This window comes from Candidatus Eisenbacteria bacterium, assembly GCA_016235265.1.
Classification (GTDB): Bacteria; Eisenbacteria; RBG-16-71-46; order RBG-16-71-46; family JACRLI01; genus JACRLI01.
In genome coordinates this window covers 265,300-290,089 of sequence record JACRLI010000015.1, presented here as the reverse complement: position 1 = coordinate 290,089, position 24,790 = coordinate 265,300, and the positions used below count along the sequence as shown (strand labels likewise).

Annotated in this window: 18 protein-coding genes, 1 tRNA gene, 1 pseudogene and 1 riboswitch (1 of these 21 cut by a window edge); of the genes and pseudogenes, 15 read left to right on the top strand and 5 right to left on the bottom strand. The window is 72.6% G+C overall.

Going from position 1 to position 24,790, the window contains the following annotated elements; genetic code table 11:
• The first annotated feature begins 39 nt into the window (after positions 1–39).
• The 3 genes from HZB25_09400 to HZB25_09390 are packed head-to-tail and all read left to right on the top strand — an operon-like array spanning position 40 to position 3,469.
• The gene (locus HZB25_09400; protein ID MBI5837447.1) at positions 40–1,191 is read left to right on the top strand and encodes an alanine--glyoxylate aminotransferase family protein; all 1,152 of its coding nucleotides are present in this window, start codon (positions 40–42) and stop codon (positions 1,189–1,191) included.
• A complete protein-coding gene (locus tag HZB25_09395) occupies positions 1,188–2,153 on the top strand; it encodes a hydroxyacid dehydrogenase (protein ID MBI5837446.1) in 966 nt (321 codons plus the stop codon). Before HZB25_09400 ends, HZB25_09395 begins: the two co-directional genes overlap by 4 nt.
• A gap of 23 nt (positions 2,154–2,176) precedes the next feature.
• On the top strand, positions 2,177–3,469 hold the full coding sequence (locus HZB25_09390; protein ID MBI5837445.1) for an adenylosuccinate synthase: 1,293 nt from the start codon (positions 2,177–2,179) through the stop codon (positions 3,467–3,469).
• Between the two features lie 859 nt (positions 3,470–4,328).
• On the opposite strand, the gene HZB25_09385 is transcribed toward HZB25_09390, so the two are convergent.
• Positions 4,329–7,631 carry a PD40 domain-containing protein gene (locus HZB25_09385; protein MBI5837444.1) on the bottom strand — a complete coding sequence of 1,101 codons (3,303 nt, stop codon included), beginning with the start codon at positions 7,629–7,631 and terminating at the stop codon, positions 4,329–4,331.
• Positions 7,632–7,862: 231 nt separating this feature from the next.
• Here HZB25_09385 and HZB25_09380 point away from each other — a divergent pair.
• Positions 7,863–7,938 (top strand) — tRNA-Lys (locus tag HZB25_09380).
• Between the two features lie 85 nt (positions 7,939–8,023).
• On the opposite strand, the gene bshB1 is transcribed toward HZB25_09380, so the two are convergent.
• Both bshB1 and HZB25_09370 read right to left on the bottom strand, forming a co-directional pair.
• On the bottom strand, positions 8,024–8,755 hold the full coding sequence (gene bshB1 / locus HZB25_09375; GenBank protein MBI5837443.1) for a bacillithiol biosynthesis deacetylase BshB1: 732 nt from the start codon (positions 8,753–8,755) through the stop codon (positions 8,024–8,026).
• 19 nt (positions 8,756–8,774) lie between these two features.
• Positions 8,775–10,451 carry a DUF885 family protein gene (locus HZB25_09370; protein ID MBI5837442.1) on the bottom strand — a complete coding sequence of 559 codons (1,677 nt, stop codon included), beginning with the start codon at positions 10,449–10,451 and terminating at the stop codon, positions 8,775–8,777.
• 124 nt (positions 10,452–10,575) lie between these two features.
• Here HZB25_09370 and HZB25_09365 point away from each other — a divergent pair, with 124 nt between their 5' ends.
• The 5 genes from HZB25_09365 to sppA all read left to right on the top strand — a co-directional run bounded on the left by HZB25_09365 (position 10,576) and on the right by sppA (position 17,681).
• Positions 10,576–11,955: an MBL fold metallo-hydrolase gene (locus HZB25_09365; GenBank protein ID MBI5837441.1), complete on the top strand. Its 1,380-nt coding sequence runs from the start codon at positions 10,576–10,578 to the stop codon at positions 11,953–11,955.
• A 185-nt stretch (positions 11,956–12,140) separates the two neighbouring features.
• Entirely contained in the window at positions 12,141–13,001 is an 861-nt protein-coding gene (locus tag HZB25_09360; GenBank protein ID MBI5837440.1) for an HDOD domain-containing protein, read from the top strand.
• A 23-nt stretch (positions 13,002–13,024) separates the two neighbouring features.
• Positions 13,025–14,035: a GAF domain-containing protein gene (locus HZB25_09355; protein MBI5837439.1), complete on the top strand. Its 1,011-nt coding sequence runs from the start codon at positions 13,025–13,027 to the stop codon at positions 14,033–14,035.
• 227 nt (positions 14,036–14,262) lie between these two features.
• Positions 14,263–15,228 carry a redox-regulated ATPase YchF gene (gene ychF, locus HZB25_09350; protein ID MBI5837438.1) on the top strand — a complete coding sequence of 322 codons (966 nt, stop codon included), beginning with the start codon at positions 14,263–14,265 and terminating at the stop codon, positions 15,226–15,228.
• Positions 15,229–15,287: 59 nt separating this feature from the next.
• Entirely contained in the window at positions 15,288–17,681 is a 2,394-nt protein-coding gene (gene sppA / locus HZB25_09345) for a signal peptide peptidase SppA (GenBank protein ID MBI5837437.1), read from the top strand.
• A 20-nt stretch (positions 17,682–17,701) separates the two neighbouring features.
• Here the strand turns inward: sppA and HZB25_09340 are convergent, their stop codons facing one another.
• Positions 17,702–18,160, bottom strand: a complete 459-nt coding sequence (locus HZB25_09340) for a hypothetical protein (protein ID MBI5837436.1) — start codon at positions 18,158–18,160, stop codon at positions 17,702–17,704.
• Between the two features lie 235 nt (positions 18,161–18,395).
• Between HZB25_09340 and HZB25_09335 the strand changes: the two genes are divergently transcribed.
• From HZB25_09335 to HZB25_09320, 4 genes are all read left to right on the top strand, one after another.
• Positions 18,396–18,929: an RNA polymerase sigma factor gene (locus HZB25_09335; GenBank protein ID MBI5837435.1), complete on the top strand. Its 534-nt coding sequence runs from the start codon at positions 18,396–18,398 to the stop codon at positions 18,927–18,929.
• Positions 18,926–19,384: a hypothetical protein gene (locus tag HZB25_09330; GenBank protein MBI5837434.1), complete on the top strand. Its 459-nt coding sequence runs from the start codon at positions 18,926–18,928 to the stop codon at positions 19,382–19,384. Before HZB25_09335 ends, HZB25_09330 begins: the two co-directional genes overlap by 4 nt.
• Positions 19,385–19,413: 29 nt before the next feature.
• Entirely contained in the window at positions 19,414–20,274 is an 861-nt protein-coding gene (locus tag HZB25_09325; protein ID MBI5837433.1) for a DMT family transporter, read from the top strand.
• Positions 20,275–20,443: 169 nt separating this feature from the next.
• Positions 20,444–21,430, top strand: a complete 987-nt coding sequence (locus HZB25_09320) for an HDOD domain-containing protein (GenBank protein ID MBI5837432.1) — start codon at positions 20,444–20,446, stop codon at positions 21,428–21,430.
• A 162-nt stretch (positions 21,431–21,592) separates the two neighbouring features.
• Here HZB25_09320 and HZB25_09315 read toward each other — a convergent pair whose 3' ends face one another.
• Positions 21,593–22,717 carry a S8 family serine peptidase gene (locus tag HZB25_09315; GenBank protein MBI5837431.1) on the bottom strand — a complete coding sequence of 375 codons (1,125 nt, stop codon included), beginning with the start codon at positions 22,715–22,717 and terminating at the stop codon, positions 21,593–21,595.
• A gap of 189 nt (positions 22,718–22,906) precedes the next feature.
• A riboswitch (FMN riboswitch) is annotated at positions 22,907–23,066 on the top strand.
• A gap of 136 nt (positions 23,067–23,202) precedes the next feature.
• On the opposite strand from HZB25_09315, the gene ribD reads away from it, so the two are divergent.
• Both ribD and HZB25_09305 read left to right on the top strand, forming a co-directional pair.
• Positions 23,203–24,348, top strand: coding sequence for a bifunctional diaminohydroxyphosphoribosylaminopyrimidine deaminase/5-amino-6-(5-phosphoribosylamino)uracil reductase RibD (gene ribD / locus HZB25_09310; protein ID MBI5837430.1), 1,146 nt, complete (start codon positions 23,203–23,205; stop codon positions 24,346–24,348).
• Positions 24,348–24,790 (top strand): annotated as a pseudogene (locus tag HZB25_09305) (riboflavin synthase); it runs 140 nt beyond the window's last position. Before ribD ends, HZB25_09305 begins: the two are co-directional and overlap by 1 nt.

Sequence of the window (24,790 nt, the reverse complement as noted above, 5' to 3'; positions counted from 1 at the left end):
TTTGCTGCTAGACTCGCCGCGCGAAAGGAAGCCTGCCCCATGAGCGAACGCCTGTTCACTCCCGGTCCCGTCGAGGTGCCGCCCGAAGCCCTGCTGGCCGAATCGCGGCCGCTGATCCACCATCGCACGCCCGAGTTCCGCGCCGAGCTGGCGCGCGCCCTCGAGGGCCTGCGCTACGTCTTCCAGACCGACGATCCGGTGCTGATGTTCGGTTGCTCCGGCACCGGCGCCATGGAAGCCGCGGTGGTGAACCTGGTGGGCCCCGGCGACACGGTGGCGGTGGCGCGCGGCGGCAAGTTCGGCGACCGCTGGCTGGCGCTGGCGAAGGTGTGCGGCGCGAAGGCGGTGGACATCCCGGTGGAGTGGGGTCGGCCCACCGACGTGGCCGCGGTGCGCGCGGCGCTGCAGGCCAACCCCGGGGTGAAGGTGCTGTTCGCCACGCACAGCGAGACCTCCACCGGGGTGCGCAACGACGTTCGCGAGCTGGCCGCGGCCGCGCGCGAGGCCGGCGCGCTGTTCGTCGTGGATGGCATCACCTCGCTGGGTGCGATGGAGCTCAAGGTGAAGGACTGGGGTGTGGACGTGGCCGTGGGCGGATCGCAGAAGGGCTTCATGATCGCGCCCGGGCTGGCGTTTCTCTCGGTGAGCGCGCGGGCCCGCGAGACCGCGGCGAAGTGCCCCACGCCGCGCTTCTACTTCGACTTCGCCCGCAATCTGAAGGCCTGCGAATCCGGCGACACCGCGTTCACGCCCCCGATTTCGCTGGTGCGTTCCCTGCTGGTTACGCTGGACCGCATGCGCGCCGAGGGAATCGAGAACATCTGGGCGCGGCACGCGCGCAACGCCGCCGCCACGCGCGCGGCCATGGTCGCGCTGGGGCTCGAGATCTATCCCCAGGTGCCCAGCGACGCGCTCACCACCGTGGTGGCGCCGGCGGGGATCACCTCGGACGCGCTGATCAAGGCGGTGCTGGGCCGCCACGGCATGCGCATGGCCAACGGCCAGGACCAGCTGAAGGGCAAGGTGTTCCGCATCGGCCACCTGGGCGTGTACTGCCCGGCGGACATCCTCGCCGTGGTGGGAGCCATCGAGGACTCGTTGCTCTCCCTGGGCCACGCCGCCCCGGGCGGCGCCGGGCTCAAGGCCGCGCAGAAGGTGCTGACCGCCGGCGGGACGGGGATCGCCTCGTGAGCATTCGCGTGCTGGTCAGCGACCCGGTCGCGCCCGCGAGCCTGGAAGTGCTGCGGGCCGCGGGCTTCGAGGTGGACTACCTGCCCCGGCCCACTCCCGCGGAACTGCGCGACAAGCTGCGCGAGGCCGAGGGTTGGATCGTGCGCAGCGGCACCAAGGCCACCGCCGATCTGATCGAGGCCGCGCCGAAGCTGCGCGCCATCGGCCGCGCCGGCGCGGGAGTGGACAATGTGGACGTGCCCGCCGCCACGCGCCGCGGCATCCCGGTGATGAACGTGCCCGGGGGCAGCACCGTGGCCGTGGCCGAACTGGCATTCGCGCTGATGCTGGCGCTGGTGCGCAAGGTGCCCCAGGCGCACGCCTCGCTGCGCGCGGGCCGCTGGGAGAAGTCGGCCTTCGCCGGTTCGGAACTCAACGGCAAGACCCTGGGCATCGTGGGATTCGGCAGGATCGGCGAGGCCGTGGCGGTGCGTGCGCGCGCCTTCGGCATGACGGTGCTGGCGCACGACCCGCCGCGCGCGGCGGGCCCGGCTCCGGAGAACGTGGCCTGGGCCGGGCTGGACGAGCTGCTGGAACGCGCCGACATCGTGACCGTGCACGCCCCGCTGCTTCCGGGCACGCGCGGGCTGCTGGGGGCGGCGCAGTTCGCGCGCATCAAGCCCGGCGCGCTGCTGGTGCACTGCGCCCGCGGCGGCGTGGTGGACGAGGCCGCGCTGCTGGAGGCGCTGCGGTCCGGCCGGCTGGCCGGGGCCGCCCTGGACGTGTTTGAGCAGGAGCCGCCCGCCGCGGACCATCCGCTGTTGGCGCTTCCGAACGTGGTGGTCACCCCGCACCTGGGCGCCTCCACCGCGGAGGCGCAGGACGGGGTGGGCGTGCGGATCGCGGAACAGGTGAGAGATGCGCTGCTGGGGCGCGGCGCGAGGGACGCCGTGAACCCGGAGGCCGTGAAGCGCCCGTCCTGAGAGGCGTGGCGCGGAGGAACGCAGTGGGCTGTCAGATCGTGGTGGGCGCCCAGTGGGGCGACGAAGGCAAGGGCAAGATCGTGGACCTGCTGTGCGAGCACGCCGACGTGGTGGCGCGCTACCAGGGCGGGGCCAACGCCGGGCACACGGTGGTGGTGGGCGACACTACGGTGATCCTGCACCTGCTGCCCTCGGGAGTGCTGCGCCCGGGGATCCGCTGCCTGCTGGGCAACGGCGTGGTGATCGACCCGCGGGCCTTCTTCGCCGAGGTGGAGCAGGTGGAGAGCGCCGGGTTCCCGCTGGAAGGCCGCCTGGGCGTGAGCCCCGCCGCGCACGTCACGATGCCCTACCACCGCTGGCTGGAGCAGGTGGAGGAGGCCGCGCTGGGGGAGAAGCGCATCGGCACCGCGGGGCGGGCCATCGGCCCCACATACCGCGACAAGAGCGGCCGCTCCGGGATCCGGATATCCGACCTGCTGCACCCGGTCCGCCTGCGCGACCGCCTGGAGGCCCGCTTCGCCTCGCTGCGCGGCCCCGCCAACGAGCGCCCGACGGAGTTCTCCGTGGATGCGCTGCTGGACGAGTTCACCGCGTACGGGAAGCGGCTGGCCCCGTTCGTCACCGACGTGAGCCTGGAGCTGCACACGGCACTCGCGCGCGGCAAGAACGTGCTGCTGGAGGGCGCCCAGGGCACCATGCTGGACCTGGACCACGGCACCTACCCATTCGTCACCGGCTCCAGCGCGGTGGCCGGCGGGGCGCTCGTGGGCGTGGGACTGGGCCCCACGAAGGTGGGCACGGTGATCGGCGTGGCCAAGGCCTATTGCACGCGCGTGGGCAACGGCCCGTTCCCCACCGAGCTGGCCCAGGGCCTGGGCGATCACCTGCGCGAGGTGGGCGCCGAGTACGGCGCCACCACCGGCCGCGCCCGGCGTTGCGGCTGGTACGACGCCCCCGCGATGCGCCACGCCGCGAGGGTGAACGGCCTGGAAGTCATGGCCGTCACCAAGCTGGACGTGCTCGACGGCATCTCGCCGCTGCGCATCTGCCGCGCATACAAAGTGGACGGCCGCGAGATGTGCGAGATGCCGGTGGACATGGAGGACTTCGAGTGCGCCGAGCCGGTGTATGAAGACTGGGAAGGCTGGGGCGAGTCCACCACCGCCGCCCGGCGCTGGGAGGACCTGCCGCTCAACGCGCAGCGCTACCTCGACCGGCTCGCCGGGATCACGGGCGTGCCGATCTGCCTGGTCTCCGTCGGCTCGGAGCGCGACAGCACCCTGTGGCTGCGCGACGTGAGGATGCCCGGGCGCTGAAGCGCTGCGGGCGCCTGCGGCTCTCCGCTCGTCTCTTCGCCAGCCCACTCCCGGGGTGCGGGTGCACCTCTCACGGCCCGCTCGGCAAGCCATCCTGGCTTGCCTTCGCTGCGGCTGCTCCTTCCTTCGGCATCCTGCCTTCGTCAGTCGCAGACGCACCGTGAGAGGTGCACCCGCACCCCGGGAGAGGGCTATGCCGTGCCGAGCGTTGCAGTGCCGGGGCGTGCCGCGTCGCTCGGCGCGGCCTGGCGCTCCAGTTTCACAGTCGCAGCGCCGTGGGTCAGGCACTCATGCCTGTCGCCGCCGAAGGTGTGCCGCCCCGGCCCGCACCGGGTGGGAGCTCCCGCCGTTGAGGTCCCCGACTCTGATCGGGGGGTGGCCGTGCGGCACAGCAACATCCTCTTCCGGCGCGAGGCCGCACGGCACAGCAAGATCCTCTTCCGGAGCGTGGTCGCGCGACACGGCAACATCCTCTTCCGGACGGAGGCCGCACGGCACAGCACAATCCTCTTCCCGGGCGCGGATGTACCCCTCACGGTGCGTCTGCGACCGACGTAGCCAGGAGGGCGAAGGAGGGAGCAGCCGCAGCGATGTCGCGCCAGGATGGCGCGACGAGCGGGCCGTGAGGGGTACATCCGCGCCCGGGAAGAGGTCTGCGAAGACGCAGGCCAGGCCCACTCCCGGGAAGAGGTCTGCGAAGACGCAGGGCAAGCCCACTCCCGGGAAGTGGTCTGCGAGGAAGCAGGGCAAACCCACACCCCGGAAGAGGTCTGCGAGGATGCCGTGCGGAGCGAGCAATGATGAGGGGGCGGCCTGGCGGCCGCCCCCTCGGCGCTGATGGCAGGCAGGAATGCCGGACCTACTTCAGGCCCTCCTGGATCTTGTACGGCGGCCGAGCGGGCCGCTTCACCGGATTGGCCTTCAACTGCTCCATGCAGTACTGGATGGCGCGCTCCAACTGCGGGTCGCGGCCCGCCACCATCTCGTGCGGCGCGTTCTCCACCTCGATGTCGGGGTCCACGCCGTGGTTCTCGACCACCCACTTGCCGTCCACGTCGTAGATCCCGAAGTCCGGCATGGTCACGCGGCCGCCGTCCACCAGGTCGTTGCCGTGGCTGATGCCCACCAGCCCGCCCCAGGTGCGCTTGCCTATGACCGGTCCGAGCTTGTGCAGTCGGAAGTAGTACGGGAAGGCGTCGCCGCCGGAGCCGGCATACTGGTTCACCAGGATGCACTTGGGCCCGTCAATGGCGGTGCCCGGGGTGCGGAAGCCCTCGCCGTCGCGGTTGGACCAGTAGCTCATGGTGGTGCGGCTCAGGCGCTCCACGAAGAAGTCGGGAATGAACCCGCCGCCGTTGAAGCGCTCGTCCACGATGATGCCGTCCTTGTCGATCTGCGGGTAGTACTGCTTGCTGAACTCCTGGATACCCTCGATGGCGGTGTTGGGCACGTGGATGTATGCGATCCGGCCGCCGGTGGCCTGCTCCACCTTGCGCCGGTTGCCGTTCACCCACGCGGTGTATCGCAGCGAGCTCTCATCGCCGATGGGCACCACCGTGTAGGTGCGCGGCGAGGCGTCGGTGGCGGAGCTGCCGACGGTGATGCGGGTCTGCTTGCCCACCGTGCCCACGAACGCCGCGTACACGTTCTGCGGGGCGCGCAGCGGGATGCCGTTGACCGAGAGCAGGTAATCGCCGTCGTTCACCCGGATCCCGGGCTCGGCCAGCGGCGCCGGGGTCTTCGAATTCCAGTCGCGCTCGCGCAGCACCTTCGAGAAGCGGTAGCAGCCGCTGCGGGCGTCGAGCTCGTAGTCCGCGCCCAGCAGCCCCGCCGGGGTGCGCCGCACCCGCGGCAGGTCGCCGCCGCCCACGTAGGAGTGCGAGGTGCTCAGTTCGCCGACCATCTCGCCCAGGATGTAGTTGAGGTCCGAGCGGTGCGCGGCGAAGGGGACCAGCTGACGGTATTGCTCGCCGATGGCCTTCCAGTCCAGGCCGCCCATGTTGGGGTCGTAGTAGTAATCGCGCTCCAGGCGCCAGGCCTCGTTGAACATCTGCATGAACTCGAGCTTCGGGTCCACGGTGGCCATCAGCGAGGCGGTCTCGACCTTCCCGTCTCCGACCTTCTTGTTCTCGGCCACGTCCACGATTCCGAACTTGTCGCCGGCCTTGTAGAAGAGCTTCGAGCCGTCCTTGTTGGTGGCGAAGCCGTCCACCGCGGCGAGGACGGTCTTGTCCTCTCGCTTGTCGAAGTCGAAGACATGGATGCTGTTGGCGCCGCCCGCGTCGGCGTCGCGGCTCACGCGGTCGGTCTTCAGGAACACGATCTTGTTCTTGAAGGCCTGCAGGCCCACGTACCGGCCGGCCGCGATCGGCAACGCGGCCACCCGACCCTGGATGCCGGCGAAGTCGATCGCCACCGGCTTGGGCGCGGCGGGCTTGGCGTCCTTGGTGTCCTTCGCATCCTTCGCATCCTTCGAGTCCTTGCCCTTGTCGCCGGCGGCCGCGTCGGCCTTGGAGTCACCGGACTCCTCGTCACTCTGGGGAGCCACCGGGGACGCCACCGAGTCGCGCAGCGCCCAGGCATAGATGCCGTCGGTGTCGCGGAACTGGAAGTTCAGCTCGAACGAACCGAACTGCGGCTGGAACGTGCGCCGCGACAGGAAGAACAGGTACTTGCCTTCGGGATCGAACGAGGGCGCGAAGTCCTCGGACATGCCGTCGCCCAGGGCGGTGCTCTTGCCGGTCTCCAGCGAGTGCACCCAGATGCGGCTCAGCTGGTTGGCGCCGTCCTTGCCGTAGGCGATCCAGCGCGAGTCCGGGGCCCAGCTGTAGTCCAGGAGCTCGCTGAACCCGCCCTGGTCCACCTTGTGGATCTCCCCGCTGGTCACGTCGCACCAGAACAGGGTGCGGGTCTTGTCGGAGAAGGCGAGCTTCTTGGAGTCCGGCGACCACGACAGGGAGTAGCGGAACGTGCCCCCGCCCCTGGTCACCTGGCGGTCGGGCGTCTTGCCGTCGCTGCCGCACACGTGGATCTCGTACTCGCCGCTCCGGTCCGAGAAATAGGCGATCCACTTGCCGTCCGGCGACCACTGCGGAGCGCGCTCGCGCGAGCCCGGGCTGCAGGTGAGGTTGCGGACGTCGCCTTTCTCGGCGGGCACGGTGAAGATCTCGCCGCGGGCCTCCACCACCGCGCGCTTGGCGGAGGGGGAGAGGTCGAAGTTGGAGAGACGGTCGGCCACGTTGCGGTACTCGGCACGCGTGGCGGGCTTGTCGTCCGGCACCAGCACCTGCACGCGGGTGATCTTCTCCGAGGGCAGCTCCATCACGAACAGGTAGCCGCCTTTCTCGAACGTGATCGCGTCGCTCCCGATGCTGGGCCAGCGCACGTCATAGTCGGTGTAGGTGGTCACCTGGCGGTGGGTCTTCTTCCCGGTGTCATAGGCCCACAGGTTGGCCTGGCGGCCGCCGCGATCGGAGCAGTAGTACACGGTCTTGCCGTGCCACATGGGCCACTCGTCGGGCCCGGCCCAGTCGCGGGTGACGTTCTCGGAGGTGTTCTTCGCGAAGTCGTACAGCCAGATGTCCGCCGCGTTGCCGCCGCGGTAGCGCTTCCAGGTGCGGTTGTCGTAGGCCGGCATCACGAAGGCCAGCTGGCCGCCGTCCTCGGAGAAGCCGGCGTAGCCGCCGCTGGGAAGCGGCAGTTGCTCCTCGAAGCCGCCCCCCACGGGCACCTTGAAGAACCGGTCGGTGCGCTCCGGCGAGCGGTGGGAGCGGATCAGGACGAACTTTCCGTCCGGGTACCACGCCATCACCTGGTTGGCCGCGGGGTACCACGTGAGGCGGCGCGGCTCGCCGCCGTCGGTGGGCACCGTGTAGGCGTCCACGTTGCCGTCGTACTCGCCGGTGAAGGCGATGCTGCGCCCGTCGGGGGCGAACTTGGGGAAGGTCTCCTGGCCGTCATGGCTGGTGATGCGCACCGCCAGGCCCCCGGCGCGCTGGACCACCCACAGGTCCCCGCCGTATACGAACACGATGCGATCGCCCTGGATGTCCGGCTGGCGCATCAGCCGGCAATCCTGGAGCGCGCCGGCGGGGGAGGCCATCGCGGAGGCGACGAGCGCCAGCGCCGCGAGGGCCGCGTGGAAGACTCGGGTTCGGACCATGGTTCCCTTCCCTCCTGGAGGTGGAGACGACTGGGTTGCCCCGGGGTAATGCCAATAGGTAAGGACGTATGGGGGGCGCCCCGGGTTGCGCGCCACCTTGGTTGGGGGGGCGGACCGGGGGCGCCGGGCGTGCCCGGCCCGGGCGGTTCGGTTGACAGGGGGCTCTGGCTGCGGGGAAAATGGCGCCTGGATCCCGAAGCCCAATCCCGCTTCCCATCCTCCCTTGTCGAAGACCCGTTAGCTCAGTTGGTAGAGCACCTGCCTTTTAAGCAGGGAGTCGCTGGTTCGATCCCAGCACGGGTCACCATCGTGACGCCCCCGTCCCGCCGCATCCGCCGCCGCGCCGCGCGGCTGGCGCGGGCCGCGCGGAATCTCCCTGCGCCGGGCCCCGCCTAGGGGCGGGGAACGACGTCCCGCACCAGCACCATCGGATCGTTGACCTTGAGCGGCGCCACCGACAGGAACGCCTGCGCATACCGGGCCCCGACCGCGAAGCCGTGCTGGCGCGCGAACACCTCGAACCAGTCGAGGAAGTTCGTGGGGATGCCGTGCAGCTGAGGCTTCTCGGGGTTGGCGAACTGCGTGCGGTGGCACTCCAGCGCGGCGCGCCACTTCTCGGCCCACTGGGTCACGTCCACCACGAACGTGGGCCGCACGCCGGGAGGAATGAAGTAGTAGAACAGCGCCCGCGCCTGGTACGGCTCGCCCTCGACCGGCATCTTGCGCAGGTGCGCGAAGTTGAACCCGTGCGAGACGGCCAGCCCGGTCTTCATGTGGTCGGTGTGCCCCAGGCCGCGGCCCGGGGGCAGCTCCCAGTAGGGGGCCATCACGATCTGCGGGCGGTACCTGCGGATCGCCTGCGCCACCTTGCAGCGTGTCTCGAAGTCATCCTCCACGCGGCAGTCGGGCAGCCCCAGGGTTTCGCGCACGTCCAGGCCCAGGATCCTGCCGGCCTCCTCGCATTCCTTGTCGCGCTCCTCGGGCGTGCCCCAGCCCATGTCGCCGCGGGTCATGTCGATGATCCCGGTGGTGCGGCCCTCGGCCTTCATGCGCAGCAGCAGGCCGCCGGCGCCGATCTCGGCGTCGTCGGGGTGGGGACCGAACACCAGGATATCGAGGTTCATTCGGGTCTCTCCGGTGGCATCAGGGGACCAGCCCCAACAGGCGGGCCTGGTCCGTGGGAAGGTACAGGGCGGTTCCGGCCAGCTTCGACAGGGCCTCGGTCTCCGACGCGCCGCGCGCGCGGAGAGCATCGAACGCGTCCCGGTAGGCGAGCGCGCGCAGCCCCACGGCGGCCTGGCGCCCCGGGTTCTCGAGAATCTCCTTCAGGTACCCGCGACACACCGAGGGGTCGATCCCGGTGGCCTTGCCCATCTCCGACACCGCGGTCTCGGTGTCGGTGATCCGCTGTCCCAGGCGCAGGTCCTGCTGGGCGCGGGCGAGGGCGGTGAGCCGGGTCCACGCCTCGAACAGGCGGGACTCGACGGACACGAAGGCCCCGCTGCGGGATGCCAGCTGCTGGGCGAACACGCCCCAGGCCTGGAACGTGTGCGGGCCGGCGGCCCATGTTCGCTCGCCCGGTCCCGCCGCGTGCACCCGCCCCAGCATCGTCTCGCCCGGGACGTCATGCCGCGCCGCAAGCACCGAGTCGAAATAGAAGCTCAGCTGCTTGAGGAATGTCTCCTGCACGTCGCTGGGCCAGGCCGGGTCCACCAGCGCCACGCCGAAAAGCGGCTCCTCGAAGGCGGCCCGCAGCGGCCGGGGGCGGGCGTAGGAGCTTACCTGGCCCTGCACCCGGCCGCCGAAGTCCATGGGGGCCACTTCCAGCGGTGCGGCGGGCAGTCCCGGCCAGCGCGAGCGCGCCCCTTCCTCGGCCCCGCGGAAGACCGCCGTCACCGCGGGCAGCACCTCGGCGGCGCCGGGGTGGGATCCCTTGAGGATCTCCACCAGCGCCGCCGCACCCAGGGAGCGGTCCAGGCAGGCGGCCAGGCTGTCGGTCTCGCGGCGGGCGGAAGCCACCGCCCGGGACAGCTGCGCCTCCAGCGTCGCGGGGTTCTCGGGGTAGCCATAGCCCTCGGCCAGCACGCGCCGGTAGAGCGACGGTTCGGGGCGCGCGTCCTCCGAGGCCCCGGGAAGCAGATCGTGCTCCAGGAAGTCGGAGTAGCGCTCCACCATGCCGCGGGATTGCTCGCAGCCGTTGCGGATTCCGGCCTGCACCTCGGGCGGGATCTCCAGCGTGTCGGCGTAGCGGCGGATGCGCTCCAGGGCCCGCAGCGTGGTGGCCGCGTCCAGGATCCCGTAGCGCACCATCTCGGGCGAGTACTTCCCGTGCGATTCCAGCGCCAGGGCCAGGCGCCGGGGCAGCTGCCCCAGGCGCGAGCCCAGCCATTCGAGGCGGGTGGGGAAGGGCACGGCCTGCACCGTGAGGGCGTCCAGGAGGCCCTCCAGGGGCAGCACCGCGCCGGGACGGCGCACGCGGAAGTCCAGTTCATTCCACGCGAACGACTCACGGGCCAGGCGGGAGCGCAGCAGTGCGGCGTCGGGCGAGGTGCCGCGCACCGCCGACCGGGCCCGGCGGATGGCCGCGCGCGCGGCGCGCACACCCGCCTCGGAGCAGTCGTTGAGGCGCGGCCCGCAGGCATCCAGGCCGGCTTCGAGCCCGGCTTCCGGCAGGCTGGCGCCCAGGGCGCGAAGCCACGCGGGGCCCGGGGCCGGCGTACGCGACACCGGGGGCTTGCGCGCGGTGCGCGGCGCCGCGGATGCCGGCAGCGCCGCGAGCAGCAGCGCGGCGGCGAGCACGACCCGGGTGCTTCGGTGCATTCGGGAACTCCTGTGGTTCGGGACGGGTGAGCGGCGCCATTGTAAGCGAGGCACGGCCCGCATCTCAAGACCCGCGGACGATTCCGCGTTGCGCGCCGCGGGGGGCGCCGCTACATTCAGCCGCATGCAATGGACGTTCTGGGGCGCGGCCCGCGAGGTGACCGGGTCCGCCCACCTCATCCAGTCGGACGGCCACCGCCTCCTGGTGGACTGCGGCCTGTTCCAGGGGCGCCGCGAGGAGGCATGGCAGAAGAACGCCCGTGCTCCCTACGACGCGCGAAACCTCGACGCCGTGGTCCTGGGGCACGCGCACACCGACCACTCCGGCAACCTCCCCACGCTCTTCCGCCGCGGTTACCGCGGTCCGGTCCACTGCACCCGCGCCACCGCGGACCTGTGCGACGTGATGCTGCAGGACAGCGCGCACCTGCAGGAGATGGACTCGAAGTTCCTGCGCAAGCGCGGGCATTTCGCTCCCTACGTGGAGCCGCTGTATACCACGGACGACGCCCTGGGCGTGCTGGAGGGCTTCGCGGGCCACCCCTACCACGAGCCTTTCGGCCCGGTCCCCGGAGTCACGGTCCGGTTCTTCGACGCCGGCCACATCCTAGGCTCGGCGCTGACGCGGCTGGAGCTCAGCGAAGCGGGGCGCTCGTGCTCCGTGGTCTACGCCTGCGACGTCGGCCGCAGCGGCCTCCCGATCCTCCGGGATCCCGAGCCGCCCGGCGAGGCCGAGGTGCTGGTGCTCGAGTCCACCTACGGGGACCGGCTGCACCACGAGCTGGCGCACGCCGAGGAGCAGCTGGGGGAGGCCCTGTGCCGCGCCGCCGCCCGCGGCGCCAAGGTGGTGATCCCCGCCTTCTCGCTGGGGCGCACGCAGGAGCTGCTGTACTGCATGCACCGGCTGGCCGACGCCGGCCGCATGCCGAAGATGCCCGTCTACGTGGACAGCCCGCTGAGCGCCAACGTGACCGAGATCGTGCGCGCCCACCCCGAGTGCTTCGACGAAGAGATGAACGCCCAGCTGAAATCGCACCACGACCCGCTGGGCATGTCCGGGCTGCGCACGGTGCGCACCGTGGAGGAGTCGAAACGGCTCAACGACGCGCCCGGCCCGATGGTGATCGTGTCCGCTTCGGGCATGTGCGAGGGCGGCCGGGTGCTGCACCACCTGCGTAACACCATCGAGGACCCCCGCAACATGGTGCTGGCGGTGGGCTTCATGGCCGAGAACACCCTGGGGCGGCGCATCGTGGAGCGCCGCCCCGAGGTGAAGATCTACGGCGAGACGGTGCCGCTGCGCGCCGAGGTGGTGGTGATGGACGCCTTCAGCGCCCACGGCGATCAGGCCGACCTGCTGCGGCTGGCTTCGCTGGTGAAGCCCCGGCGCATCTACCTGGTGCACGGGGAACCGCTGGCGCAGCAGGCGCTCGAAGGCAAGCTGCGCGAGACCGGCTTCCCCAGGGTGTTCACCCCCGCCCGCGGGGAGACCGTCCAGCTCTGATTCTCCGGCCGGCATCTGAGCCGCGGGGAGCGCATTCCCCGGGGCCATGGAGTCCCATCCCGCCACCTCAAGTTTCCCCCCTGCGCCTCCGATATCCCCCCCAGCGAACCCGACTGCCCCCGCGCGCGCTCCGCACCCTGCGAGGGCCGCGCCCGTTCATGTCGTACCCTCACTCCCGAGGCACGATGGACCACACTGCTTCCGAGCACCTGGAGCTGCAGCGGCGCATCCGCAAGCTGGAAGGCCTGCCCACGATGCCCACCGTCCTGCAGCAGATCTGGGACGCCCTGCGCGACCCGGACTGTTCCGCGAAGCGCCTGTCGCAGGCGATCGCCACCGACACCGGCCTCACCGCCCGCATTCTCAAGATGTCCAACAGCGCCTACTACGGGCGAAGCCGCCAGGTCTCCAACGTGACCGAGGCCACGGTGGTGCTGGGCGTGGAAGTGGTGAAGTCCCTGGCCGTCGGCGCCAGCGTGGTGGACAGCTTCCGCGAGTCCGTTCCGGGCTTCGACATGGACCGGTTCTGGCAGCACAGCGTGCACGTGGCGGTGGCCTCCGAGGCCGTGGCGCGCACCGTGGGCGGCGTCCCGCCGGAGGTGGCATTCTGCGGCGGCATCCTCCACGACATCGGCAAGCTGGCGGTGGCGGCCGCGTTGAAGGAGGAGTACGGGCAGGTGATGGAGGGCTTCGATCCCGACGCGTGCGAGGACTGGGTGGAATGGGAGCGCGAGACATTCGCCGCGGATCACGGTTCGGTGGGCCTGTGGCTGGCCGAGCGCTGGAAGTTCTCCGGCGAGCTGTCCGAGATCATCGCGTTCCACCACCGGCCGCACAAGGCGCTGGCGAACGCCCGCCTGGTGACGTCGGTGGCGGCGGCCGAGTCGCTGCTCGGGCGTGAGGAGCCGCCCACGCTCGAGGTGGACAACACCCGCTGGGACCCGGCCTGGGCCGGCATCCTGGGTGTGGACGAGGCGACGCTCGAAGTTCTCAAGGCGGACCTGCCCGCGCGCCTGATGGCGGCCCGCTCCATGATGGGGTCCTGACCATGGTGCGCGAGGATCGGGAAATGCTGGACGTGCTGGGCCGGCCCGACGCCGACCCGGCGGCACGCAGGGATGCCGCGAACAGCCTGGCGCGCCGCATGGAATCCGCGGAGGTCGAGCGCGCCAATCTGCTGAAGGGACTGGAGCGCGCGGCGCACGAGCTGGAGGCCCGGGTGCAGGAGCTCTCGCTGCTGCGCCGGCTCTCGGAGGTGCTGAGCCGCGTGGTGGACGGGCACGAGCTGGGCTTCGAGGTGCTGCACGCGCTGGTGGACGAGCAGGACCTGGAGGACGCGGCGCTGTGGATGGCCGAGGGCGAGGAACTGGTGTGGCGCTGCGGCACCGGTCGCGGCGAGCTGCGCACCGGCGGCCCGGACGAAGCGGCGCTGGAGGTGCTCCTCAACGAAGGGCCGGTGGGGCAGACCGCCTGCCGGCGCGAGCCGCTGGTGGTCCACGACGGCGCGCTGGAGGCCCGCTGCCGCGGAGCGGCCTCGTTCCTGCGCGAGGGCTCCTTCTGCCTGTTCCCGCTGGCCTCCTCGGGGCGCCTGGTGGGCGTGTTGTGGCTGGGCTCGACCGAGCGCTACGCGTTTCCCACGGAGCGGGTGCGGATCCTGGGCATGGCGGCCGACGCCATCGCCCAGGGCCTGGCGGCCTCCGAGTTGTTCGAGAAGCTCTCGAACTACAACGAGAACCTCTCCGAGGTGCTGGCCGATCGCAGCCAGGCCGTGGACGACCTCTCCGACGAACTGGTGCGCACCAAGGCCGCCATGGCGGACTTCTGGCGCCGCCTGCACCTGGGCGCGCCGCCCAACGGCATGCTGCACCTGCCCGGCGCGGAGCGGTTGACGGAGGCGCTGCGCGCCATCGAGGCGCTGGTCGCGGCCACCGGCGGGTCCTCGGGCACGCTGCACACCGCCGCGGCGCTGGTGGACTCCTTCGCCCGGGACTACGAGAACTACGTGGGATCCCTGGCCGGGGTCAGCTGGCCGGTGATGATCGAGCCGGCCGAGCCCGACGCGGGGCAAAAGGCGGCCTGAGCGTCTCGCGACGGCCGGGAAGTTCGAGCACCATCGGGGGCGGGCCCACGGGCGCCGCCCCCGAAGCGTCCGTCCCCTGCCGCACGTGTCCAGCGCCCCGCGGTGCTCCGCCCCGCCGTGCTCCGCTCCGCGTTGACACCCCCCCGCGGCGAGCCTAAGATTCGCGCGCGAACGCGGCCCGTCCGGGCCGCGTCCATTCCGTCCCAGCCACCGAAGGAAGCCCACCCGTGCGCCTCGGCCGCCAGCTCGGCACGGCCGACGTGCCCGACGGGCGCGTGGACGTGCTCTCGAGGATGTTCGAGCCGCACAAGACCATCCGCGCGCGCGTGGAGTACGCCGAGGCCGAGAGGCACGAGAAGAAGGGCGGGGGGACGGAAGTGCCGGAGGCGCTGCGCGCCGCCGACGCGCTGGTGGCCGTGGCCGGACTGTTCTCGATCGAGGACCCTTCGCAGCTGGAGAGCGCGGCACGGGCGGAGCTGGCCGACCTGATGGCCGAGACCATCCTGAGCGACCAGGTGGTGCTGGAGTCGCGCCACGAAAAGGTCCGCCGGGCCGACAGGGTGGGCAAGAAGCCCGAGGATCCGCGCGAGATGCCGCTGCTGGAGAAGTGCGTGGCGGCCCTGGCGCAGGAGGAGCCGCTTCGCGCGCTGGACTTCTCACCGGAGGACGAGCGCCTGCTGCGCGGCTACCAGCTGCTTTCGCGGAAGCCGCTGCTGGTGGTGCTGAACGTGGCCGAGGACCGGCTGGCCGAGGGCCACGCGCTGGAGGCGGGGCTGCACGCCGGTCCCCATTCCGCGGCGCTCACGCTGAGCGCGAAGGTGGAGTCCGAGATCGTGGCCCTGTCCCCCGAGGAGCGCCCCGCCTTCCTCGAGATGATCGGACTGAAGGAAGCGGCGCGAGACCGGTTGCTGCGCGCCTCCTACGACCTGCTGGGGCTGCACTCCTTTTTCACCGTGGGCAAGGACGAGGTGCGCGCCTGGACGGTGCGCAAGGGCGCGGCCGCGGTGGAGGCGGCGGGCGTGATCCACACCGACCTGGCCCGCGGGTTCATCCGCGCCGAGGTCATCTCCTACGCGCAGATGGTGGAGGCGAAGACCCTGGCGCACGCGCGCGAGAAGGGCTGGTTGCGGCTGGAAGGCAAGGAGTACGTGGTCCAGGACGGAGACATCCTCAACATCCGGTTCTCGGTGTGAGGCAGGGCGCGGTGATTCCCGCCCCGGGACCGCGGCAGCGAGGCTCACGCCAGGCCGGCGTGGGCTTCTGCGTTTTTGGCGCGCCGGCGCTGCTGGTGATGCTGGCCCTGGCCGCGGCGCCCCCGCCCGCCGCCCGCGCGCAGGACGCCACGGCCGACATCGCTCCCGCGATCCTCACCGCCGACCTGGACGGTCCGCGTGCCCTCTTCGGCAACCCCGCGCTCCTGGCCGCCCCGGATGGCGGGCGCTGGGACCTGCGCGGGGTCTTCTCCGGCGGCGGTCTGCGTCGCGGCGTGTTCGCCTCCGGCGGTGGCGGCGCGGCGCTGGGTTACGCCTACGACGGCGCGCCCCGCGTGCCGCGCAGCGAGCTCCGGCTGGGAGGCTCCCTGGGAGGGCCGGCGGCGGGCGCGGGGTACGTGTTCCGTTCCCTGCGCGAGAGCGTGCGGGGTCCGGGCATCGGCACCGGTTTCGACGTGGGCCTCTTCGCGCGGCCCGCGCCGCAGCTCTCTGTCTCCTGGGTGCTCCGCAACGCGGGCGCGGCGGAGGGCCTCGAGCGGCGGCATCAGCTCTTCGGGCTCTCGGCGCGCCCCGTGGGACCGCGGCTCACGCTGGGCGCGGAGCTGGCCTGGGACGAGGGCGGCTATCGCACCAACCGCTATCGGTTGGGCGCGCGCGCGGTCCCCGCTCCCTGGCTGGAGCTGGCGGCCGCCTACCAGCCGCGCCGCCAGGAGCGCGGCGCGCACGTGACATTGGGGGTCTCACTGCGGGGACCGCGCGGCGACCTGCACGCCGCCGTGCGGTCCGGATCGGGCGGCGTGGCCGCGGAGCAATCGGTGGGGGTGACGGGCCGGGAACGCCGGCTGGCGGGCGCGCCGGCGGCGCTGGCCCGAAGGGGACCGGTGGTGATTGACGTGAGCGGCCCGCTGGGGGAGGAGGAGGCCGGCTTCTCGCTGCTGGGTGGCGGCGGGCACGCGCTCCCCCGGGTCCTCCGGAGGCTGCGCGAGGCCGAGGAGGATCCCGGCGTGACCGGCGTGCTGCTCCGGGTGGGCCCGCTGGGGCGCGGATTCCTGGGCCCGCTGACCGCATCCGGCGACGAGTTGCGCGACGCGCTTCGCCGCGTGCGCGCCACGGGCAAGCCGGTGGTGGCCTACCTCGCCGTCGAGATGACCGGGCCGGCGGAGATGTGCGTGGCGGCGGCCTGCGACCGCGTGGTGGCGCCCAGGCTCTCCACCGTGGCCGGGCTGGGCGTGGCCATGGAGGTGCGACGACTGCGCGGCACCTACGAGAAACTGGGCATCCGCTGGGACGCGGCGGTGGCCGGGGACTACAAGTCCAGCTTCCACTCGGCCTACACCGACAGCGCCACACCCGCGCAGCGCGCCGGCATCGACTCCCTGGTGCGCACCGAGTACGCCCTCCTGGTGCGGGTGCTCGCGGAGGGTCGCCGCCTGCCCGCCGACAGCGTGCTGGCCTGGTGCGACGGCCGTGGTTTTACCTCCGCCGAGGCCCGCGCCCGCGGCCTGCTGGACCGGCTCGGTTGGGAGGAGGACGCGCGCGCCGAGCTCAACCGGTTGTGCGGGCGCGACAGCGCCGCCGCCATCCCCGGGATCCGGCCCCGGGAAGTCGAGGATTCGCGCTGGGGGCTGGTGCCCGCCGTGGCGGTGGTCCGAGCCGAGGGCGGGATCACCAGCGGCCGGGATGCGTCCGATCCGCTGTGGGGCGGCTCCACGCTGGGTGGGCTGAGCCTGGCCGCGCGCCTGGAGCGCGCCGCGGCCGTGCCCGGAGTGCGCGCCCTGGTGCTGCGGGTGAACTCCGGCGGCGGCTCCGCCATGGGATCCGACCGGGTGCGGGCCACGCTCGAGCGCATCCGGCGCGAGCGCCGGATCCCGGTGGTGGTGTCCATGGGTGATATGGCCGCCTCCGGGGGCTACCTGATGTCCGCCCCGGCGGACGAGATCGTGGCCCAGCCCATGACCGTGACCGGGAGCATCGGCGTGATCTGGACCGTCCCCAACTTCGCGGGCACCTACGACAAGCTGGACGCCCGGCGCGAGGTGTACAAGCAGGGCGAGCACGCGGACGCCGCGCTCTACGGCCGCCCGCTCACGCCCGGCGAGCGCGCGGATCTCCAGCACCTGGTGGACGACACCTACGAGGACTTCCTGGGGGTGGTGGCGGCGGGCCGCAGGATGGCGCCGGAAAGAGTTCGCGCGCTGGCAGGCGGGCGGGTATGGTGGGGCGTGGACGCGGTGCGCCTGGGGCTGGCGGATCGCCTGGGCGGGCTGCGCGAGGCGGTGGACGCCGCCGCCCGCCGGGCCGGGCTGGAGCCCGGCTACCGAGTGATCGAAGTGCCCCGGGCCGGTGGCGGTCTGCTGTCGCGGTTGCTGGGACGCGCGGCGCTGGAAATGACCGGCCGCGCCTCCGCGCGGGGCGGAGACGCGGCCGGGGACTAGCCGGTCGGCCCGTGGAGGCGCTACGGCCGCGGGCCGGTTGCCGGGCGTCCCGGCACGAAGAACGAGGCGATGATCAGGCACATGCCGACCGCGGCGGGGATCGTCATCCACACCCACGCCGTGTCGTGCTCGCTGTACGCCAGGCCGAAGCCGACCGCCATGGCCACCGCCATGGTGATCGCACCGCCCAGGCGCAGGCCGAATACCCGGTTCTGGTGATAGAGGTTCGGGTCCTGGATGCGGGGGGCGTCCTCGTCGGGGTCGAACCCGGCCGTGGCCAGCCCGGGGGCGATGGGTGGCGGCGTGATGCCGCGTTCGATGCACTTGATCCGTTCCTGGATGAGCTGCTCTTCGATCCGGGCGCGGGCCATGGTCTTGGCGATCTTGGTGGCGATGCCGCCGACGATCGCGACGATGGGGATGGCGAAAGCCACGATGGGAATGAATGCGCCGATGGTGCCTGCGTCAATTGTGAACATGGCGTGGGGCCTCCACGATGCAGGGCCGGCCGAGTCCGGCCCGCCGTTGTCCTGGCTGGCGGGCCCGGCGTCTCCGGACCCCGCGTTCAGAGCGTAGGTGGCGCCGGACATGCCAATGGTTACAGGAAAAGAAACGGAAGCGAATCTTGTAACCTCGCCCCCCGTCGGGGGCACATACCCGGCTGAGGGGGAACCATCCCCGCCGCAGGCGCCACCGGCGCGCGACGACGCCCAGGTGGACGCGTGGGCCCGGCAGGCCCAGGGCGGCGACGAGGCTTCGCTGGAGCGCCTGATCCTGCGCTTCGAGCGGCCCATCCGGGTGCTGGGAATGCGCATGCTGGGGCCGGACACGGCGGAGGACCTGGCGCAGGAGACGTTCTTCCGGATGATCCAGGGGCTCCCGAAATTCCGGTTCGAGTCCCGGTTCTCCACCTGGCTCTTCGGCATCGCCTACCGCACCGCCCAGGGCATGAGGCGCCAGTCGGCCCGGCCCGCGGACCGGGCGGTGGACCTGGACTCGGCGCCCGAGCCGGTCGCCCCGGGGGATCCCGCCGAGGCGCAGGCGCTGCGGGCGGCGGTGGAGTGGGCGCTGGCGCGCATTCGTCCGCAGCACCGCGACGCGGTGGCGCTGCACTATCTCAAGGAGTTGTCCCTGGCGGAGGTGGCGGGCGTGATGGGAGTGCCCGAGTCCACCGCCAAGGTGTACCTGTTCCGCGGCCGGCAGGAACTCTACCGGCTGCTCGACAAGGAAGGAGCCCGACCCTCGTGAGCCCGGAAATCCCCGCGCCGGACTTCGAATCCAAGGTGCGCTTCTCGCGCCTGGTGGAGGAGTGCCTCGGCGAGCCGGAGATGCCGCCCGCGCCGATGCTGATCGAACGCGTGCGCGCGAGGATCCGGCTCGAGGAGCTCCGCCGCTACCGTCGCTCCCAGGTGCGCCGCGCGGTGATCACGGGCGTCGCCGCGGTGGTGGCCCTGGCGGGTGTGGCCGTGGGATGGAAACTGATGGGCGACGCCCCGGCCCGCGCGCTGTCCACCGGGCCCGCTTCCGACGTGCTGCACGCCTACACCCTGGTGATGTCCGCGCCGGCCCAGAGCCTGGCGGCGGTGAGCTCCGTGGGGCAATGGACCCTGTTCGCGCTGGCCATGGCCATCCTGCTGTACCTGCTGCGCGACCTGTTCACCGATCCGCTGCGAGGCCTGGTATCCGCGCACCGTCGTCGCTGAGCCTCCGGCTGGCGCTGGGGGTGCTGGCGGTGTCCACCGCCGCGCCGCTGATCCGCTGGGCGGACGCGCCCGCCCCGTTCCTGGCCGCGGGCCGGCTCAGCCTGGCGGCCGCCGTGCTCCTGCCGCTCGCGCTGTTCGGCCCCGGCGCCCACTTCGAGACCTGGCGTTCCCGCCACTACGTCCGCACCGTCCTGGCGGGCCTGTTCCTCGGCGCGCACTTCCTCTTCTGGATCACTTCCCTGGGCCTGACTTCGGTGGCCAGCAGCGTGTTCCTGGTCACGCTCCACCCGGTGGTCACGGCGTTCCTGGGCTGGATCTTCAACCGCGACCGGGTGAGCGGCCGGCTGTGGATCGCGCTGGCGGTGGCCGTGGCGGCGGCGCTGGCGCTGGTGCTCCCCGACCTCGCCACCGGCGGGGCCGGCGGGGCAGCCGCCGGGCAGCGGCGGGCGCTGGGCGACGTGCTGGCGCTGCTGGGCGGGCTGGCGGCCTCGGGCTATTTCCTGATGGGCCGCTCGGTGCGGCGGGAGTGCTCCACCACGGCCTACGCCGGGCTGACCTACGCGGTGGCCGCCCTGACCGCGTGGGTGGCGGTGGCGCTGACCGGCGCCCAGGTGACCGGGCTGCCGGGGCGCAGTTACCTTGCAGTGCTGCTCATGGGGCTCGGCCCGCAATTGCTGGGGCACACCACCTTCAACTGGGCGCTCCGAAGACTGCCCGCGGCGCCGGTGGCGGTGGCCATCACCGGGGAGCCCGTGGGCGCCTCCATCTTCGCGTGGCTGGGCTTCGGCGAGCGCCCCCCGCTCTCGCTGCTCGTGGCCGGGCCCCTGATCGCGCTGGGCATCTACCTTTCGGCGTCCTCCAGCCGTCCCGAGGAAGATACGGTGGGATAGGGCGGCGGACGGCGCATTCCTTCCCGGGGTCCGCCTGCGCCGCCCCGCCACCCGCCGTGGTCCCATCGATCTAATGGTTCCGTTCCCGCCCTCCGATAACCTGTGTGGGTCGCCATGCGGCGGTCCCGCGCGCCACGGCCGGCGCGCCCGGTGGCAATGGAGGCGATGGATGGACCCCGATCTGGTCCCGGAGGAGGTTCCCGGGACGCTGCCCGAAGCCCCGGCCCGCGCGCCGGACCTCAAAGCCCCGCCGCTGGCCGGGCTGGAAGTGATCCGCCGCGCCCTCGACCCCAGGTCCTGCGCCGCGGACATCGAGGGCGTGGTGCGCTCCGATGTCGCGCTGTCGCAGCGCCTGCTGCGCATCGCCAACTCGGCGTTCTACCGGCGCGGCTACCCCATCCAGACGGTGCGTGAGGCGGTGGTGCACCTCGGATTCCACGAGCTGCGCCGCGTCGCCCTCACCACTTCCGTGCAGGACTTCATGCAGGGCGGCTTCGCCCCGGGCTTCGACCGTCACGGCTTCTTCGTCCACTGTCTCGCGGTCGCGTCGCTGTCGCAGGCCCTGTCCGAGACGCTGGGCCACGAGGACCCACCGGTCGCGTTCGCCGCGGGCCTGCTGCACGACATCGGCAAGAACTTCTTCGACCAGCACTACCCCGAGCCTTTCGGCAAGGCCCTGCGCTGGGCCGCCAGTGGCGGCACCTCCCTGGTGGAGGCCGAACGGCGCGTGTTCACCAGGGACGTGCACCCCCGGCTGCGCGACCACGCGGCCATGGGGCGCTGGGCACTGCAGGCGTGGGAGCTGCCCGCCACGTTCATCGAGGTGGCCGGGCGTCACCACGACGAGCCCGGCAGCGGGGCCGACTTCCTGGTGCAGGTGGTGCAGTGCGCCGACGTGCTGGCGCAGAACCTGGGGCTGGGCGCCAGCGGCAACGGTGCGGCCCCCGGATGGCACGACGAATTCTCCGCGCTGGGGCTATCGGCCCTGGATTTGGTGGACGCGATCGGCGAGGGCGTGAAGACCGCGCAGCGCATGGGCGAGGTGGCCGGCGAGACCCTGGACATCAGCGGCGTGGAGCTCTTCTGCGCCGGCGTGGTGGCCGAGCCGCCGGATGCGGACCAGGACGAGGACGACCTGCGCGTGGGTCACGGATAGGCAGGGAAGGGCGCGGAGTGCCGCGCCGGGACCAGGAGTGAGCGAAGCCCCCGTCGGGAGTCCCCGGCGGGGGCTTCGCCTGGCTGGTCCGGATCGTCGGTTCCCCGGGGCGGTTCGGCGGTCGCGGGATCTCCGCGCGCTCGAAACGCCGCCACCCCCGCCTCAGCGCCGGCGCGCGATCTCCCGGAGTTCCGCCAGCGCCGCCATCGCATGCACCGCGCCGCGGCCGCCGCCGATGGGGCGGGCGCTGTGGCGGAGGACCTGCGCCAGCATCGTCGGGGTGGCCTCCGGGACGGCCTCCAGCAGCAGGGCGCACACGCCGGCCACGTGGGCGGCGGCGGCGCTGGAGCCGGAGGCTTCCACGTACTGGTCGCCGGCCGGCTTTCCGGCCTGCGTGCCGTAGGCGCGGGAGGCCGTGACGGCGAGCCCCGGGGCGGCCAGGTGCCGCGTCTCGGTGCCGCCGGGCGAGGGCTCGGAGGCGGGCTGGTGCACGGGGTCCCAGGCGTGGACCGGCAGCGCGCCCGCGGCGCAGGCGGGGGAGGGCTCGCCGGCACCGGCGTCGGGCCCCGCGGCGGCGCATACGGTCACCCCCGCGGCGGTCAGCTGGTCCACCGCGGCGCCCAGGGCGTCGTCGGGCCGGCCCGCCCGTTCGGTGCCCAGCGCCAGGCACATCACGCGCGCCTCGCGCGTGAGGGCCCACAGCATCCCGGCCATCACGTCGCTCATGCGGCCCAGGGCCTCGGCGTCCAGCACCCGCGCCACCAGCAGCGGGGCCGCCGGGGCCGCACCCCGGAACCGGCCGCGCGATGCCTCGCCGCTGCCCGCGGCCACCGAGGCCACGAACGTGCCGTGCCCGGAATCATCGCGCACCCCGCGGCCGGTGAAGTCCTCGTGCCCGGTGATGCGCCCCTCGAAGTCGGGATGCCCGCGGTCAATGCCGGTGTCCAGGATGGCCAGGCGCACGTCCTTGCCGGTGAGGCCTTCCTCCCACAGCGGCGGCACCGCGGTGCGTTCCACGGTGTGGTCCAGGAACCCGCGCACGCGCTCGTCCGGCAGCAGCGCGACCACCTCGGAGCGCGCCTCGATCGCGCGAAGCGCCTCGGCGGGGCAACGCAGCGCCACGGACTGGAACCCGGGCAACGTGTGCCGCACCCGCGAGCGGGCGTCCAGGAACGAGGACGCCCAGGACTGTGCCGCATGGAGCTCCTGCGACAGCCGCGCGATCACGTGCACATGGTCCCCGAAGGGCCCGCGCGTGGTGTCGAAAGCTTGAGGATCGAAGGGCATGAACTCCTCTCCCGGGGCCGGGGCGACGCGAATGAGGCCAAGATACGGCAGCCCGGACACCCCCGCAACCTTCGCGCCGGATGACCCCCCATGCCCCGGACCCAGGCCCCCTCCGCCACGACGCCCGGCACCCCCGGCCGGGGCCGGCTTGACCGGTTGTCGGCCAGCCCCTATCCTCCGGTCTGAATCAATCACCTTCGGGGCGGGGTGCAATTCCCCACCGGCGGTACAGCCCGCGAGCGGTCCGCGGCCGTGGCTTTCTCAAGGGGAGCCGCAGGTCCCGGCGGAATCCGCAGACCCGGTGCGACTCCGGGGCCGACAGTCAAAGTCTGGATGGAAGAAGGTGGTCCCGGTGGCCCGCGCGGCGTCCCGTCGCGCGGGGTCGCCTTGGACTGTGCTCCCCGGGGGAAGATCGGCCTCCGGGTTTTTTGTTGCCCGGCCGCCCGGCGGCCCGGAGCGGCCCCGGACCGCACACGAGGAACCGCATGCCCGTCGCCCCACGATCCCCGAGGCTCGACATCAACGCCGCGATGGACCGGGCCCTGTCCCTGGCCCGCCGCGGGCTGGCCCGGGCGCGCCCCAACCCCATGGTCGGCTCGGTGGTGCTCCGGGACGGGCGAGTGGTGGGCCGCGGCTGGCACGCGTGCTTCGGCGGGCCGCACGCGGAGGTCGTCGCCCTGGAAGACGCCGGGCGCGCGGCGCGCGGCTCCACGCTGGTGGTCACACTCGAGCCGTGTGCCCATCACGGCAAGACGCCGCCCTGCACCGAGGCCATCCTGCGCGCCGGGGTGAAGCGCGTGGTGGCGGCCACGCTGGACCCCAACCCGGCCGTCGCGGGACGGGGGCTCGACTTCCTGCGCCGCCGCCGCGTGGTGGTGGAGGTGGGTGCGGGCGCGGACGGGGCCCTGCGCCTCAACGAGGGTTACTTCTCGAGCCACGTGCGCGGCCGCCCGTTCGTCACTCTGAAGGTGGCCTCCACGCTGGACGGCCGGCTGGGCGCGGCCGACGGCACCTCGCGCTACATCAGCGGGCCCCACACGCTGCGCTATGCCCACCGGCTGCGCACCGAGGTGCACGCCATCCTGGTGGGCCGCGCCACGGTGGAGGCCGACGACCCACAGTTGACCACCCGCCTGGTGCGCGGCCCCAGCCCGGTGCGGGTGGTCCTGGACACGCGCGGCGTGCTGCGCCCCGCCGCGCGCGTGTTCGCCGCGGGCGAGGCGCGCACGCTGTGGGTGACCGGGCCGCGCGTGCCGGTCTCGCGGCTGCGCCCGGTGCTGGCCCGCGGGGTGGAGCACGTGGAGGTGCGGCGCGCGCGAGACGGCGGCCTCGACCTGCGCCGGGTGTTGCGCGAGCTCGCGCGGCGGCAATTGCAGAGCGTGCTGGTGGAGGGCGGCTCGCGCGTGGCCACGGCCTTCGTGGCCGCGGGGCTGGTGGACCGCGTCATGGTGGCGGTGGCGCCGCGGCTGCTCGGTGCGGGCAACGTGGGCTGGCTGGGCGACCTGGGAATCCGCACCATGCGCGACCTGCGCCACCTGATGTTCCCGGAGGTCCGGGTGATGGGCACCGACGCGCTGTTCTCGGGCTATCTCACCGACCCTTCCGACCTGCTGGAAGGCTGGGTGCCCTGATGTTCACCGGGATCGTGGAGGCGCTGGGCACGGTCACCCGCGCCGAGCGCGAAGACAACGGGCTCCGGTTCGAGATCGAGACCCCGGGCTGGCCGGCCCTGGAGCCCGGCGCCAGCGTGAGCGTGATGGGCGTGTGCCACACCGTGACCGATTCCCGCCCGGGTTCCTTCCGGGTGCGTTCCATGGACGAAACGCTCCGGCGCTCGGTGCTGGGGGAGATCGGGCCCGGGTCCCGCGTGAACCTCGAGCGTTCGCTGCGGATCGGCGCCGAGCTCGGCGGGCACCTGGTGGTCGGCCACGTGGACGGCGTGGGGGTGCTGGAGGAGGTGCTGGCGTCGCCCACCGAGACGCGCCTCACGCTGAAGCTGCCCGCCGCCATCGCCCGGTTCGTGGCGGAGAAAGGCTCCATCTGCGTGGACGGCGTGAGCCTGACGGTGGGCGA